We start from the raw sequence: 13863 nt of genomic DNA, 5'->3' as shown, positions 1-13863 counted from the left end.
CGAAAAGCGCCTCCTGGGCGACGGGACGTGAGGAGACACGAGGTGGTGGCGAGGGCGATCCCGCATCGCCCCCGCCCCACAGCTTCATGTCGAACATCCACTCAAGGGCGATCTTCGCGTATCCACCGTTGGGTGCAGGTCAAACCGGGCGCGTCTCATGGTCCTCGTCAGCGGCCACACGTTCACCCCATGCCGATCGGTCCCTGCCGCAGGACGAACAGCGTCCCCGCCGCGAGCACCAGCGCGTGGACACCGACGATCAACGAGACGTCCCTCAAATCCCTCGCGTCGAGCAGCGTCGCGATCAACACCACGACGAGCGCGCCGAGTCCACCCAGCCCGAGCACGACGAGGAAGCTCGCTCCACCCCAGCTCCAGGGGTTCGCCATCAGCGACCAGAGGGAGGCGACGCTCAACAGGCCCGGCAGCGCGAACACCCACAAGGACGTCACGAACGGCGCTCGGGACGACCGCCAGACCAGGGGCGCGGTCAGCACCGCCGTGATGATTGAAGCGAGCAGCAGGGACGTCACGAGGATCTCCGGCATCACGCACCTCAGGGACAGTACGGACGGAACACGCGCTCGTGTACGTTCAGTGGTGCCGTACGTTCTGCGTCACGAGCCGCGCGACGTTCACAGCGTCGCGCGGCTCGCGGGATCGTATGGCCACGGCGTTCGTGATGGTCATGCGTTCGCGGACCTCGCGGGCACGTGGGGGCGGCGTGCGCTCCGGTCATGCGCTCAGCCTGCCACACGCGCGCCGGGCGACCGTCACACTTCAGGCACCGGGCGGTTCGAGCCGCAGGCGCATCTCAGCCGCGTACGCCCTGAAGCCCAGCGTCTCGTACAGGGCGCGCGCTTCAGGAGTGGTGGCGAGCGAGATCGAACGTATGCCCCGGCGTCCGGCTTCGTCGAGCGCCCGCGACGTGAGGTCGCGGGCGAGCCCCCGCCGCCGGAAGGTCGGCGCGGTGTACACGTTCACGAGCCGAGCGACGAGCGGACTGGGGTCGTGCCGCGTGGGTCCCCACTCCAGCAGCGTGAGGCCCGCGCCCGCGACCACCGCGTCGTCCTCGACCGCGAGGAAGCCCACGTACACGTCACGCGCCAGCGCACCCACGACCCAATCGACGTACACCATGAGGGCCGGATCGCCCGCCTTGAGGTCCGGAGAGCGGTGCTGCGCGATGACGAACGCGTCGAGTGGCGAGGCGCGGCGAACGCTGGGCATGCAAGCAGCGTAGCGCCCGCGCGGTGACGTCCGGATCACACCTGTGGTTCGCGTTCGCGGCGTGGCTGCCACACTGAGGCATGACCACGACGCCCTTCGACACGCTTCAGGCCGAGGTGTTCGCCCTCGCCGGAGGTGGCCGCCCACGTGACGCGCTCGATCGACGAGGAGCAGCGCCTGCGGGTCGAGTACTGGCGCGCCTGCCTGCACCTCACGCTCGGCGAGCACGACACGGCGCTCGGCGTCTTCGAAGACCTCCTGTCGCGCGGCGACTGGTGCGCACCGAGCCTGCTCTCGCGCCTCTGCGTGGTCAGGCCACGTCGAGCGCGTCGAGGGCCATCACCGTCACGCTACGGACATTTGGAGCGCGGCCCGGCGCGCCCGCGGCGTGAGGGGGCGCTCTTCGTGCTCGAACGCGAGGTGGGTCAGCGGCGCCGTTGGCGGTTGAGTTCCCAGAGTTTGTGCATCCAGCGTTCCCTGGCGTCCTCGATCACGCGTCGCGCGAGGGCTTCCACCGCGAGGTCCACCGTCACGTCCATGCGCAGGGTGTCCATGGCGTCGGTGAGCTGCCGGTCGAACGCGAGCCGGACGGAGCGGGGCACGCGCCCGTTGAGCGCCTTGCCGCAGCCGCCTTTTCAGGAGACGAGGGAGATGATCATCGGTCTCAGTATTCGCACGTCCGAACGTTGGGTCACGCTCTGATGTATGCCGTCTTTGCATGCTGCGAATTCGGAAGGCATGTTTTTGATTTGCTTGATCACGTGATTCCACGCGATCAAGCAAAATAGACCAGGTATAAACCGGATCGGCCGGAGTCGTCCCAAGCCCGTGACCACGACTCCAGTCCGCCCCCGGACCCCAGCCAAGAACGACGTGACCAACCCGGGAAGCGGCACACACCCCGCCGTGGGAACGGGTGCTTCGTCCGGCGGCCATACCCCGCTCGCGTGCAGAAGCACGCGAGCGTCGCGGGTGGGGGAGGATGGTTCGCCTCGCGCTCTCCCCGGCACCGCTTCAGCGGCCTCACACGCCCCTCCACCCGACCCGTCCGAACCTTCTGCTCCTGCACGTCGACGCCCGCCGCAGGTCACGCCCGCACTCGTGCGGCTCGGTCATGGTCACACGACTCCGTCCCGCGACGTTCACGTCGACGCTTCGGGCGTCGTGTCGGCGCTCTCGCCGATGGGGGCGCCCGTCCATCCCGTGGCGTCCCTGTCGTGCAGGCGGGCCGTTCAGGCGGGTCGGAGCAGTGCTTGTTCGAAGGTGGTGAGGAACTCCGCCTGGTAGGACCGCAGGAGGTACCCGAGGTGGTGCGGATGGCGCAGGACGTGCTCGATTTCGGGTGCACGGGCGGGTCTTCCCGCGAGGGTCTGGGCGACCGTGTCGAGCAGGTCGCGGGCGAGGGTGGTGTCGCCGTCTTCGAGGGCGCACTGGAGTTCGGTGATGTGGCGGGCGGCGGACCCGTCGTGGACGACGCGGGGAATGACGGCGCGGGAGGTGAGGATGAGCATGCGGCCTCCTGGGCGTTGGCGTTCGTGCTGCTGACCCGAGCATGACATGTGCCGCTTGTGAAAGTTGTGTGGACGCTTGCCGAAGGATCGACTCAGGAGCCGGGCCGCGCGCACGACCACCACGACGACCCCGACCGCCCCTTCCTACGGAAGCAGGTGCACCGAACCGACCGACGCCTCGCGAACGTCCTCGAACTCCAGGGGCGAGGTCACGCCCGCACCGAGGACCTCGCGCGCACCCTCGACGGCAGCAGACGCACCATCGGCCGCGACGTCCCGAATGCGCCCCTCGCGAACTCGACCGCCACCCGCGCACACTGGACCCATGTGTGATCCGCCGCGCCCGAGCGACACCAGACGCGACCCACGAGTCGAGTTCTTCTCGATCAGCCGCCCTTCCTGCAGGAAGGCGCGAGACGTCTACCCCACACCACATGCCCCGAGGTGAATCGATGAGCACCCTCGACCCGCAGGACACGAGGACTCTCCCGGGCGCGATCATCGCCGCCGGACGGCGGCACTCCGTGGGCGTCCGCAGGGACGGTACGGTCGTCGCCGCAGGTCCACCCGGCGCGCCCGAGTGCGACGTGACGCACTGGAGTGGCGTGGTGGCCGTCGCGGCCGGCAACGTGCACCTGGCGAGCAACACCGGCCGGTCGCACACCGTGGGTCTCCGTGCGGACGGCACCGTGCTCGCGACAGGCTGGAACGACCACGGGCAGTGTGACGTCGCGAGCTGGCGCGGCGTCACGACGATCGCGGCCGGCTGGCGACGCACGCTCGGCGTGCTGAGCGACGGGACCGTCAAGGCCGCCGGCCGCCGCGACGACGGGGCGTGCGACGTGAGCGCCTGGCGCGACGTCACCGCCGTCGCCGCCGGGGACTGGCACTCGGTCGGCCTGCGCGCGGACGGAACGGTGCTGGCGACGGGAAACAACCGCCGCGGTCAATGTGAGGTCACGCGGTGGCGTCAAATCCGTGAGGTCGCGGCGGGGTACCTGCATACCGTCGCGGTCACGAGGGAGGGTCGTGTGCTCACCGCCGGGCACGTCGGAAAGGGACTCGACGAAGCGGCGAGGTGGCGCGAGATCGTCGGCGTGTCCGCCGGGAGCGCGCACACCCTCGGTGTGGACGCTTCGGGCCGCGTTCACGCCGTGGGTGAAGACAGCCACGGTCAGTGCGACGTGTCGTCCTGGCGTGACGTCGTCGCCGTCGCCGCCGGCGCCGCGCACAGCCTCGGCCTTCGCACCGATGGAACTGTTGTGGCGGCAGGCGACGACCGACACTGCCAGGTCGCGGCGTGGCGACTCTGAACCGCTGGTCGCGCCGAACGGTCGTGCGGGCGCCCCGTGGGCAGGAGGTTCGCGGTGAGAGGAGGCCCCCCTCCCTTGATCGAATGACGCCCGACGCGGCCGCGGTGGATCACGTCGAGGATCGCGCCCCGCGAGCCGCCCAGGGTCGAGTTCGATCCGGGAGACCGGCACGCGCTCGGCGTGGGTGTGCTGGTCGTGCCGGGCGTCTCGCCGTTTCTGCCGGCGTTGAACCCCTCGCACCGGTACTTGCCGGGGTCGTCGCGGGACGGCGCGTTCGTGGAGGTCAGGGTGGGCACGAACTTCGGCGGGGGTGAACGCTCCAGTGTCGTATTGAGTGCCTCTTCATGTTCGTGGTCGGCCGGGCCGCGCGGCTCGACCATCACCCCAACAACTGTATATTGAAATACGATTTCGGGTTGAGCCCGAGCACAGCCATGACTTCCTCCCGAGAACCGTTCCTTCCCCATCCGCTCCTCGCGCTGATCGACGAGAGCGACGACGCCCTGTTCACCCTCGACACGGAAGGCCGCTTCACCTACGCCAACCCCGCCGCCGCCGCCATCGTCGACCGCACCCCCGACGCGCTGATCGGACGGTCCCTTGAACGGGACTTCCCACACGCCTTCAACCCCCACTGGCTCACCGCCAGCCGCGAAGCGCGCGACACCGGACGCTCGGTCCACTACGAGGCCTACAACCCCACCCTCGGCGGTCCCGTTCACGTGCACATCACTCCGGGCCGCGCGGGGCTCGCCGTCCGCATCCGCGACGTCACCCAGACTCGCCGCACCCTCGCGCTCCAGCAGATCACCGCCGCCCTCGCGGGCGCCCGCACCACCGACGACGTCACCCACGTCCTCATTCAGCAGGCCGTCACCGCCGCGGGCGCCTACATGGGCTGCCTCCTCGTCCCCACCCCCGACCGCGAGGCCCTCACCATCCTCGACTCGATCGGCTACACCCCGCCGCTGCTCGAACGCTTCGAACGCATCCCCCTCACGCTCGACCTGCCCGGCACCCGCGCCGCGAACGAACGAACCGCGGTCTTCGTCGGCGGTGAAGCGCTCGACGAAGGCTACCCCGCGTCGCTCGACGTGCGCGCCCACCGCACACGCAGTCTCGCCGCGCTGCCCCTCACCGTGCACGGCGACGTGTGGGGCGTCCTCGCCCTCAGCTTCCTCGACGACCGTCACTTCGACGAGCACGAACGCGAATTCCTCCGCACCCTCGTCCGGCAGGCCCAGAGCGCCCTCGAACGCCTCGACGTGCACGCCCGCCAGCAGGCGCAGAGCGAACGGCTCGCGACCCTCAACCGCGTCGGACGCGCCATCTCCGCCGAACTCGACCTCAACCGCCTCGTGCAGACCGTCACGGACGCCGGGGTCGAACTCACCGGCGCCGCGTTCGGTGCGTTCTTCTACAACGTCGTGAACGCCCGGCAGGAAAGCTACACCCTCTACACCCTCTCCGGCGTGCCCCACGAGGCCTTCGCGAGCTTCCCCATGCCGCGCAACACGCACGTGTTCGGCCTCACCTTCCGCGGTGAGGGCGTGCTGCGCTCGGCAGACATCACCAAGGACGAACGCTACGGCAGGAACGCCCCGTATCACGGGATGCCCCAGGGGCACCTGAGGGTCCGCAGCTACCTCGCGGTGCCCGTCACCTCACGTTCCGGTGAGGTGCTCGGCGGGCTCTTCTTCGGTCACCCGGACGTCTCCGTCTTCACGGAGGAAGCGGAGCAGCTCGCCGTCGGGCTCGCCGCGCAGACCGCCGTCGCGATCGACAACGCCCGACTGTACGGCCAGTTGCAGGACAGTCACGCGACGCTCGAACGTCGCGTGCTCGACCGCACCCGCGCGCTCGAAGAGGAACGCGCCGCCCTCGACGCCTTCGCCGCGTTCACGGAACGTTCCGCCACCACCACCGACGTCCTCGACCTCGCGCGGAACGCCACGCAGGTCCTCAAGGCCGCGCTGGGCGACGTCAGCGTCGCGTACTACGAACTCGACGGGGACCTCTGGAAGGCGCGTGTCCTGTCGGACGACGTCGCGCCGGAGGTGCGGAGGGCCGCCGAGACCGGATTCCCGACGGACACGCCCAGCTTCGCCGAGACGGTGGAAACGCGGGATGTGCTGTTCGTGGACGACTGGAACGCGAGGAAGGAAGGCGCGGACGTCACCGAGGCGTACGGTGCGGCGGCCCTGCGTCCATACTTCCTGCACGATCAGCCGTACTCGCTGTTCACGATGGGGTCCACACGCACCCGCGTCTGGTCCGCGCGGGATCGAGCGGTCTTCCAGGCGGTGACACGCAGCCTCGGCCTGGCGTTCGAGCGTGCCGAGCAGACCGCGCGTCTCGAAGCGCAGAACGCCCTGCTGACCCTTCGGACCCGCGCGCTCGAAGCGTTCGCGCAGCTCACCCGTGACCTGACCCTCGACGCGGACGACACGGCGCTGGTGCGCCGCGCGCAGGAGATCCTGCTGTCGCTGCTCGGTGACGGGTACGTGCTGTACTGGATCCTCGACGGGGAACGCTGGCGCAACGTGTCGCTGGTCGGTGCGCTCGGCGATCCCGGGTTGGAGGACGCCGTGGCGGCGGGCTTCACGCGAGGACGGACGCCCACGCTCGACACGCCCTGGGACGCCCTGCGGCCCCTCTTCCAGGACGAGTACGCACGTGGAGCCGACACCGATCCGGACGTGGTGCGGCACGTGGGCGCGGTCGCGATGCTCCCCGTCGTCGTCGGTGGCGCGCCGCACGGTCTGATCGGCCTGGGGTTGTTCGAGCGGCGTGTGTGGTCGAACGCGGATCGGGCGGTGCTGGAGACCGTGACGCGCAGCCTCAGCCTCGCTCTGGAGGGTGCGCGAAGCACCCTGGCCTTGAGGGAGCGGACGACCGCGCTGGAGCGGAGCAACCGGGAGCTCGAACGGTTCGCGTTCGTCGCGTCGCACGACCTGCAGGAGCCCCTGCGGACCATCGCGAGCTTCTCCGAACTGATCGACCGACGCTACGCCCCCTCCCTGGACGACACGGGCCGCAAGTACCTCTCGCTCGTGACACGCAGCGCCGAACGCATGAAAGCCCTGATCGACGACCTGCTGGTGTTCTCACGCCTCAACACCATCAAGGAACCGTTCGCGCCCGTCGGGCTGAACGACGCGCTCACGGACGCCCTCGCGCGCCTCGCGGGCCTCGTCGACCGCGAAGGCGCGACCGTGCACGCGGGCGTGCTGCCCGTCGTGCACGGCTCACGCTCCGAACTCACCCAGCTCCTCCAGAACCTTGTCGGGAACGCCGTCAAGTTCCGCCGCGAGGGCGTCCCGCCCGAGGTGCGCGTGGACGCGTCCCGTGACGGTGAGGCGTGGCACGTCCGCGTGAGCGACAACGGCGAGGGCTTCGAAGCGCAGTACGCCGAGCGGATCTTCGGGATGTTCCAGCGTCTGCAAGGACGCGACCGCGTGGACGGTACGGGCCTCGGCCTCGCCATCGTCCGCAAGATCGCCGAACATCACGGCGGACGCGTCTGGGCCGACTCGACGCCCGGCGAGGGCAGCATCTTTCACGTCCTGCTGCCCGGCGGCACCCCCGACGACGCGACCTGAACGCCGAACGACACGTCCTGCTCGCCGCGCCACCGTCACCCTCACCGTGCACGGCACCCACGACGTCCTCTCTGCCGGAGGCCCGCGCGTCTGGCCACGACGACCCGCGCTGCCGTCACGAACCGACCGCTCTGCCCAGCAGGGCGCGGACCTCCGCCTCCACCTCGGGCGTGAAGACCTTCAGCGCGAACGACGTCGGCCACAGGTGCCCGTCGTCGAGCGTGGCCTCGTCGCTGAACCCGAGCGTCGCGTACCGCGTCCTGAACTTCCCCGCCGCCTGGAAGAAGCACACGACCTTCCCCCCTCGCGCGTAGGCGGGCATGCCGTACCACAGTTTCGCACTCAGGCTCGGCGCGGCCTCACGCACGAGCTCGTGAAGGCGCGCGGCGAGCGCCCGGTCCGCCTCGCTCATCTCCGCGATCTTCGCGAGCACCTCGGCTTCCACGTCCACGCCCGGTCCTCGTGCCGCGCGCCGCGTTTCGCGCGCGCGCTCCTTCATCGCCTCGCGCTCCTCGACCGTGAACGACGGCGCTTCACCTCTGGTCTGCCTCCGCTTCGTCTGCGTCATGCCAGCTTCCTCCCCTGTGAATCGAACGTCTTGTGGTTCAGCGGCGTTGCTGAATGCGGATGAGGTTGCCCGCCGGGTCACGGACCGCGCAGTCACGCACGCCGTAAGGTTGCACGGTCGGTTCCTGCACCACCTCCACGTCGAGCCGCGCGAGCCGCTCGAAGGTCGCGTCCAGATCGGTCGTGGTCAGCACGAGCGTCGCGTAGGTCCCCTTGGCCATCATCTCCATGATGAACTGGCGTTCCTGAGCGGTGATTCCGGGCGTCACTCCGGGCGGGTGCAGAACGACGGACGCGCCCATGCCCCCCTCGGGGCCGACGGTGATCCAGCGCAGTCCGCCCGCCGTGACGTCGTGCAGCACGACGAAGCCGAGCGAGTCGCGGTAGAAGGCGAGCGAGGCGTCCGGATCGTCGTGCGGCAGGAACGTCTGATGCACCTGGAGGGTCATGGGTTCACTCTACGGGCGCGGCGGGCGGCGGCGCTTCTCGATTCCTGATCGGTCTCGCGATCTGCTTCGCCACGCACGGAGCGAGCCCCTGGGCCGCCCCCGACGCGCGGGCACGGTACGCGCCGGGTGACACGCCGACCAGTTCCGTGAAGCGGGTGGTGAAGGTGCCGAGCGAGGCGCAGCCCACCTCGAAGCAGACGTCCGTGACGCTGAGGTCGCCACGGTCGAGCAGCGCCATGGCGCGTTCGACACGCCGCGTCATGAGGTACGAGTAAGGGGACTCCCCGTAGGCCCGTCGGAACAGCCGACCGAAGTGCCCGGCGGACATGCCCGCCGTCCGCGCGAGCGTTTCGACGTCGAGAGGTCGGGCGTACTCGCGGTCGATACGGTCGCGGGCCCGGCGGAGTCGGGTGAGGTCACGCAGGGACGGCGAGGTGACCGCGCGGGTGCTCATCACTCTGATTGTGCCACCACGCGACGCTCCCTGACCGCCATCGTCACGAGGTGAGTGCGCGGATCGCGACGCGCGCGTTCCGCCGATCCGACCTCTCGCCGAGACTCCCGTCCGGGTCGCTTCGAGGAGGTCCCGACGTCCGGTCGGAACCTCCTCGCCTGAAGTCGAGCCCAGAAGAGCCTCCCTGCCCGGCGCGTGCCCGAAGGCAACCTCGTGCAACGCTCTGGGCGCGGTCGGCCGTGTGAGCGGACGGCCGGACGGGCGCTCCTCACCGGAGTCGCATCCGTCGCCGAGACCGATCGAAGGTGTCCGTTCCCCGAGCGCCTCACGGTGCGGGGCGCTCGAAGCACGTGGTCCGAACGCGCCGTGTGTCGATGCCGCCTCGCGTCCTGTCCTCAGGCGCTCAGTACGCCTCGGCGACCGCCCTGACGAGTTCGTCCTGATACGCGCGGAGTTCGGAGCCGAACCCGCCGTACCCGTCCATCAGCAGGCTGAACGCCAGCACCTGCCCCGAGCGAGTCACGAGGTACCCGGACAGGGCGGACGCGCCGATGATGGTGCCGGTCTTGCCGCGCACATCCAGGCCGGAGTTCACGAAGCGCGTCGCGAGCGTTCCGCCGTTCAGGGCCGCTTCCCGCGTCGCGGTGCCGGTTCCCCCGACCGCGAGCGCCTCCACGAAGGGATTGCGGTGCGTCCTGAACGCGTCGAGTGGCGTCAGGACCTCGCCGGACGCGAGGAGCGGCGTGCGGAACGCGAAGCGCAGCAGGCTCACCACGGCGTTCGGGGTGAGGCGGTCGTTGCGTGACAGTCCCGAGCCGTCCACGAGCAGCACGCCCGCGCGGTTCACGCCGATGGCGCCGAGGAAGGCCGTGACGGACGAGCGGGCCAGCGCGGGCGAGGACGCGCCGGTGGCGCTCACGGCGGTGAGGGCGAGCAGCTGTTCGGCAGCGGCGTTGTCGCTGGGCTTGAGGACGCGGGCGAGCACCTCGGACAGGGGCGCGCTTCGTACCGTCGCGACGTTCGCCTCGTCCTGCCCGGCCCGGCCACGCGTCACCCTGCCGGTCACCTTGACGCCCGCACCTTCGAGGGCCGCCTTGAGCGCCGCACCCACGCTGGAGACGTACAGCGTCGGCGTCCAGGGCGCGAGCTGCCTGAACTGCCCGGCGTCGCGCGGCGTGGCGCCCCCGGGCAGCCGGAGGTCCGCGACGCGCACGGCACTCACGAGTTCCTCGTTGTCGGGGAGCAGCCACGGGCGCGTGAACAGGGTGTCGTCCACGACGAGGTTCCCGACTTCCTTCACGCCCGCGTCCATGACCTGCCGCGCGAGCGCCGCGAGGGAATTCGCGCCGCTCAGCGTGAAGGTCGGGTCACCCGAGCCGACGAGGGTGAGCCGTTCGCGGCGTTCGCCCTGGCCGCTCGCGACGAGCCGGGTCTCGAACTGGTGCTGCGGCCCGAGCGTGTACAGCAGGGTCGCGGCGGCCGCGAGCTTCGTGTTCGAAGCGGGCCGGAACGAGTCCCCAGCGCGGACGTCGAGGAGGCGTTCGTCCGTGGTGAGGTTCTGCACGAGCAGTCCGACGTGGACGCGCCGGGCGGTCTGTCCCGCGGACGGCAGCGGCCCGCGGTCGAGGAGCGCCTGGACCCCCGTGGGAAGTGGGGCGGCGCCGGCGGAGCAGACGAGGGCCGTGAAGATCAGTGACGTCGTGCGGATGTGCATGAGGACTCCGGATGGTCGAGAGCGAGCGCAGGTCGTGCTCAGCTTAGCCTCACGGTCGGGTCGGTGGTGTGCGATTCCTGGCCTGCGAGGTGCTGCCCCTGCGCTTCCTCGCGTCCGAACGTGAGCAGCACGAGGCGCGGCTCGTGCTGCTCGACGCCTTCAGCCCCGACGCGCGGGTGCGGACCACGCGCGAGGGTCGCGCGGCGTGACGGGCGCCGTGGCAGGCTGGGATACGTCGGCGCGCTCGGCGGGGATGGGGTGCGGGTGCGTCCCGGAAGGTGGGGTGCCTGCCGAGGACGCGGAAGTCGCGTGGTGGCTGGCGATCAGGGCGACGAGGATCAGGGCGAGTGGGATCAGCGCGAGCGGACGCGCGCCGAGGTGCGGCAGGAGGGTGCTGCCGAGGGCGGACCCGACGCTGATGCCGAGGTACACGACGCTGGCGTTCAGGGCGAGCATCAGGGCGCGAACCTGGGGGCCGAGGTGGATGAGGCGCGCCTGCTGGGGTGTCTGGAACATCTGGGTGAACAGCGACATCGCCGCGAACGCGATCACGCCTGGCCAGGGCAGGCCGGGCAGGGCGAAGAGCCCCACGAAGACGACGGTGGCGCCGATCAGGCTGAGGTTGAGGGTGCGGGTGAAGCCGCGCCGGGCGGTGACGAGCCCAGCGAGGGTGTTGCCGATCACGCCGGCGACGCCGAAGGCGAGGAGGGTGGTGGAGATCCACGCGGGGGTGCTGCCGAAGCGCTGCGTGAGGTAGCTCGCGGCGACGCCGTATACGGCGAAGGGCGCGGCGATCTGCAGGAGCGTGGCGAGCAGGGCGGGGCGGACGCCGGGCGTGGTGAGGGCCTGCCCGTACACCGCTGGGGTGACGCGGGCGCCGCCGGGCAGGTGGGGGACGAGCCGTCGGACGAGCAGGGCCGTGAGGACGGCGACCCCGGCGAGGGCGAGGAGGGTGCCGCGCCAGCCGAGGGCGGGGCCGAGGAGGGCGGCGAGGGGCACGCCGAGGACGCTGGAGAAGGTGAAGCCGGTGAAGACGAGCGCGAGGGCCTGCGCCTGCCGTTCGGGGGGCGCGAGCTGGCTGGCGGTGGCGGAGGCGGCCGGGCCGATCATGGCGGCGCCGACGGCGACGAGGACGCGGGTGAGGAGCAGCGCGGCGAAGGTGGGGGCGAGCGCTCCGGCGATCAGGCCGAGGGTGAGCAGGGTCAGGCCGGTGAGAAGGAGGCGTCTGCGGGGCCAGTGACCGGCGAGGCTCTGGGTGAGGAGGGCCGCGGCGGCGAAGGTGAGGGCGAAGACGGTGACGAGCAGGCCGGTGCGGGCGGGCGTGACGTCGAAGGTGTGGCCGATGGGGAGGCTGAGGCCGATGACGGCGAGGGCGGCGGTGCCGAGGGTGAAGTAGGCGAGGGCGAGGACCAGCAGGGCGGGCAGGGGGTTGGGCGGGGGTCTGCTCATCCCTCTATACAATACGCACCGTCTTGTATTGTCAAGTGCCGCGGGCACCGCTACACTACGAACACATGCCCGGCCGCCCCTACAACCCCGCCCACACCGAAGCCGCCCGCGCCGCCGTCTTCGACCTGCTCGAAGAGCGCGGCTACGAAGCCATCAGCATGGAAGCCGTCGCGGAACGCACCGGGATCTCCAAACAGGCCCTCTACCGCCGCTGGAAACACAAACGTGCCCTCATCGTCGACGCGTTCGCCGAGAAGGCCGACCTCCTCCCCGACCTCCCCGACACCGGGAACTTCGAGCGCGACCTGCGCGCCCTGCTGCGCGCCACCTTCGCCCTCCTGAACGGACCCTGCGGCGTCACCAACCGCGCCCTCGTCGCCGAAGCCCTCCAGGACCCCGAATTTCTGCCGGAACTCCGAGAACGGCACCTCTCCCGGCGACGCCAACAACTGCGCACGGTGCTCGAACGCGCCTCCAGACGCGGCGAACTCAAGGTGCCGCCGGACGACACCACGGTCGACCTCATCCTGGGCCCCGTCTGGTACCGTCTGCTCCTGCAAAACGCCCCTCTCGACACGTCCACGGCCGACGACTTCACCGATCGACTCTCCCGCCTCCTGCGCGGCTCCTGACGCGAACCGCGCTCGCCGGAAGCGCCCGGCGGCGCACGTTCAGCATCGGGGAGGACCGACGCGTGAGCGCGTCGGTCCTCCCCGAGTCGAGCTCAGGTGATCTGAGCTCGAGCGGCGGTGCGGGCGGTCACGCGCAGCACCACCGCCAGCGCGGCGAGCAGGATCAGCGCGGTGCCGAGAAAGGCCACGCCGGGAAGCGCGAGGCCGCCTCGAGGGAAGGCGAGGTGCGCGAAGAGCTGCGTGGCCGTGAGCGGCCCCGCGATCGCGCCGAGGGCGTTGAGGGCCCCGAGCGCACCCTGCACGGCGCCCTGCTGTTCGGGCGCGGAACGTCCCACGATCAAGGCCTGCAGGGGCGGCGCGCCGAGACCGAGCAGCGCGGCGAGCGGCATGACGGTCAGCAGCATCCAGGCCTGCGCGGCGAAGGCGTACAGCAGGTTCCCGGTCACGCCGCACACCAGGGCGAGGACGAGGGTACGCTCGGCACCGAGCCGCGCGAGGACCCGGGGGAGCAGCGCGACCTGCACGAGCACCCCGAGGATGCCGGCGAGGGTGAGGGTGAGGCCGTTGGTGGCGGGGGTCCAGCCGTAGCGGGCGGTGCCGTGCAGGATCCAGGTGCTGGTGACGAACTGCGTGGCGAGGTTCGCGAGGAACGCGACGAGTCCGAGCGTGAGGAGGTCCGGGTGGGTCGTGAGGACCTTCAGGGCGCGAAGCGGCACGAGCGCGGCCCGGTCGAGCGGCTGGCGGTCGGGGGTGTGGGATTCGGGCAGGACGAGCAGGCCGTAGGTGAAGTTGAGGGCGGCGAGGGAGGCGGCGACGAGGAAGGGCAGGCGCAGGTCGAGCGCGCCGAGAAGACCGCCGAGGGCGGGTCCGACGATGAGGCCGAGGCCGAAGGCGGCGCCGGCGAGGCCGAAGTTGCGGGCGCGACTCTGCGGGGTGCTGACG

15 protein-coding genes are annotated in these 13863 nt (G+C 70.8%); 5 read left to right on the top strand and 10 right to left on the bottom strand.

What is annotated here, in order from left to right; translation table 11 throughout:
- Positions 1 to 182: 182 nt before the first annotated feature.
- The 4 genes from DEIPI_RS0125465 to DEIPI_RS0125450 form a co-directional block, all read right to left on the bottom strand.
- Entirely contained in the window at positions 183 to 548 is a 366-nt protein-coding gene (locus DEIPI_RS0125465) for a hypothetical protein (RefSeq protein ID WP_027483638.1), read from the bottom strand.
- A gap of 232 nt (positions 549 to 780) precedes the next feature.
- On the bottom strand, positions 781 to 1230 hold the full coding sequence (locus DEIPI_RS0125460; RefSeq protein WP_027483637.1) for a GNAT family N-acetyltransferase: 450 nt from the start codon (positions 1228 to 1230) through the stop codon (positions 781 to 783).
- Positions 1231 to 1655: 425 nt separating this feature from the next.
- A complete protein-coding gene (locus tag DEIPI_RS38470; RefSeq protein ID WP_157464077.1) occupies positions 1656 to 1832 on the bottom strand; it encodes a hypothetical protein in 177 nt (58 codons plus the stop codon).
- 630 nt (positions 1833 to 2462) lie between these two features.
- Positions 2463 to 2741 (bottom strand): hypothetical protein, encoded by a 279-nt coding sequence (locus tag DEIPI_RS0125450; RefSeq protein ID WP_027483636.1) that lies wholly within the window; start codon positions 2739 to 2741, stop codon positions 2463 to 2465.
- A gap of 57 nt (positions 2742 to 2798) precedes the next feature.
- On the opposite strand from DEIPI_RS0125450, the gene DEIPI_RS0125445 reads away from it, so the two are divergent.
- From DEIPI_RS0125445 to DEIPI_RS34640, 3 genes are all read left to right on the top strand, one after another.
- Positions 2799 to 3074: a hypothetical protein gene (locus tag DEIPI_RS0125445; RefSeq protein WP_157464076.1), complete on the top strand. Its 276-nt coding sequence runs from the start codon at positions 2799 to 2801 to the stop codon at positions 3072 to 3074.
- 119 nt (positions 3075 to 3193) lie between these two features.
- Positions 3194 to 4054, top strand: coding sequence for an RCC1 domain-containing protein (locus DEIPI_RS0125440; RefSeq protein ID WP_045235203.1), 861 nt, complete (start codon positions 3194 to 3196; stop codon positions 4052 to 4054).
- A gap of 344 nt (positions 4055 to 4398) precedes the next feature.
- Positions 4399 to 7656, top strand: coding sequence for a GAF domain-containing protein (locus DEIPI_RS34640; RefSeq protein WP_245588651.1), 3258 nt, complete (start codon positions 4399 to 4401; stop codon positions 7654 to 7656).
- Between the two features lie 115 nt (positions 7657 to 7771).
- Here the strand turns inward: DEIPI_RS34640 and DEIPI_RS0125425 are convergent, their stop codons facing one another.
- From DEIPI_RS0125425 to DEIPI_RS34635, 4 genes are all read right to left on the bottom strand, one after another.
- A complete protein-coding gene (locus tag DEIPI_RS0125425; RefSeq protein ID WP_027483633.1) occupies positions 7772 to 8224 on the bottom strand; it encodes an iron chaperone in 453 nt (150 codons plus the stop codon).
- 37 nt (positions 8225 to 8261) lie between these two features.
- Positions 8262 to 8672 carry a VOC family protein gene (locus DEIPI_RS0125420; RefSeq protein WP_027483632.1) on the bottom strand — a complete coding sequence of 137 codons (411 nt, stop codon included), beginning with the start codon at positions 8670 to 8672 and terminating at the stop codon, positions 8262 to 8264.
- Positions 8673 to 8676: 4 nt separating this feature from the next.
- The gene (locus DEIPI_RS0125415) at positions 8677 to 9126 is read right to left on the bottom strand and encodes a helix-turn-helix transcriptional regulator (protein WP_027483631.1); all 450 of its coding nucleotides are present in this window, start codon (positions 9124 to 9126) and stop codon (positions 8677 to 8679) included.
- Positions 9127 to 9529: 403 nt separating this feature from the next.
- Positions 9530 to 10840: a D-alanyl-D-alanine carboxypeptidase/D-alanyl-D-alanine-endopeptidase gene (locus DEIPI_RS34635; RefSeq protein ID WP_052352022.1), complete on the bottom strand. Its 1311-nt coding sequence runs from the start codon at positions 10838 to 10840 to the stop codon at positions 9530 to 9532.
- 68 nt (positions 10841 to 10908) lie between these two features.
- Between DEIPI_RS34635 and DEIPI_RS38465 the strand changes: the two genes are divergently transcribed.
- Positions 10909 to 11049 (top strand): hypothetical protein, encoded by a 141-nt coding sequence (locus DEIPI_RS38465; RefSeq protein ID WP_157464074.1) that lies wholly within the window; start codon positions 10909 to 10911, stop codon positions 11047 to 11049.
- Here DEIPI_RS38465 and DEIPI_RS34630 read toward each other — a convergent pair.
- Positions 11000 to 12289 carry an MFS transporter gene (locus DEIPI_RS34630; protein WP_052352021.1) on the bottom strand — a complete coding sequence of 430 codons (1290 nt, stop codon included), beginning with the start codon at positions 12287 to 12289 and terminating at the stop codon, positions 11000 to 11002. The two genes, DEIPI_RS38465 and DEIPI_RS34630, sit on opposite strands and share 50 nt — an antisense overlap.
- 65 nt (positions 12290 to 12354) lie before the next feature.
- Between DEIPI_RS34630 and DEIPI_RS34625 the strand changes: the two genes are divergently transcribed.
- Positions 12355 to 12921, top strand: a complete 567-nt coding sequence (locus tag DEIPI_RS34625; RefSeq protein WP_045235201.1) for a TetR/AcrR family transcriptional regulator — start codon at positions 12355 to 12357, stop codon at positions 12919 to 12921.
- Positions 12922 to 13013: 92 nt separating this feature from the next.
- Here DEIPI_RS34625 and DEIPI_RS34620 read toward each other — a convergent pair.
- The coding region (locus DEIPI_RS34620) for an MFS transporter (RefSeq protein ID WP_045235200.1) at positions 13014 to 13863 on the bottom strand (850 nt) is incomplete at its 5' end.

This window comes from Deinococcus pimensis DSM 21231 (assembly GCF_000519345.1).
GTDB lineage: Bacteria > Deinococcota > Deinococci > Deinococcales > Deinococcaceae > Deinococcus_A > Deinococcus_A pimensis.
The sequence above is the reverse complement of the archived record's forward strand: the minus strand, read 5'-3'. Positions and strand labels throughout refer to the sequence as shown.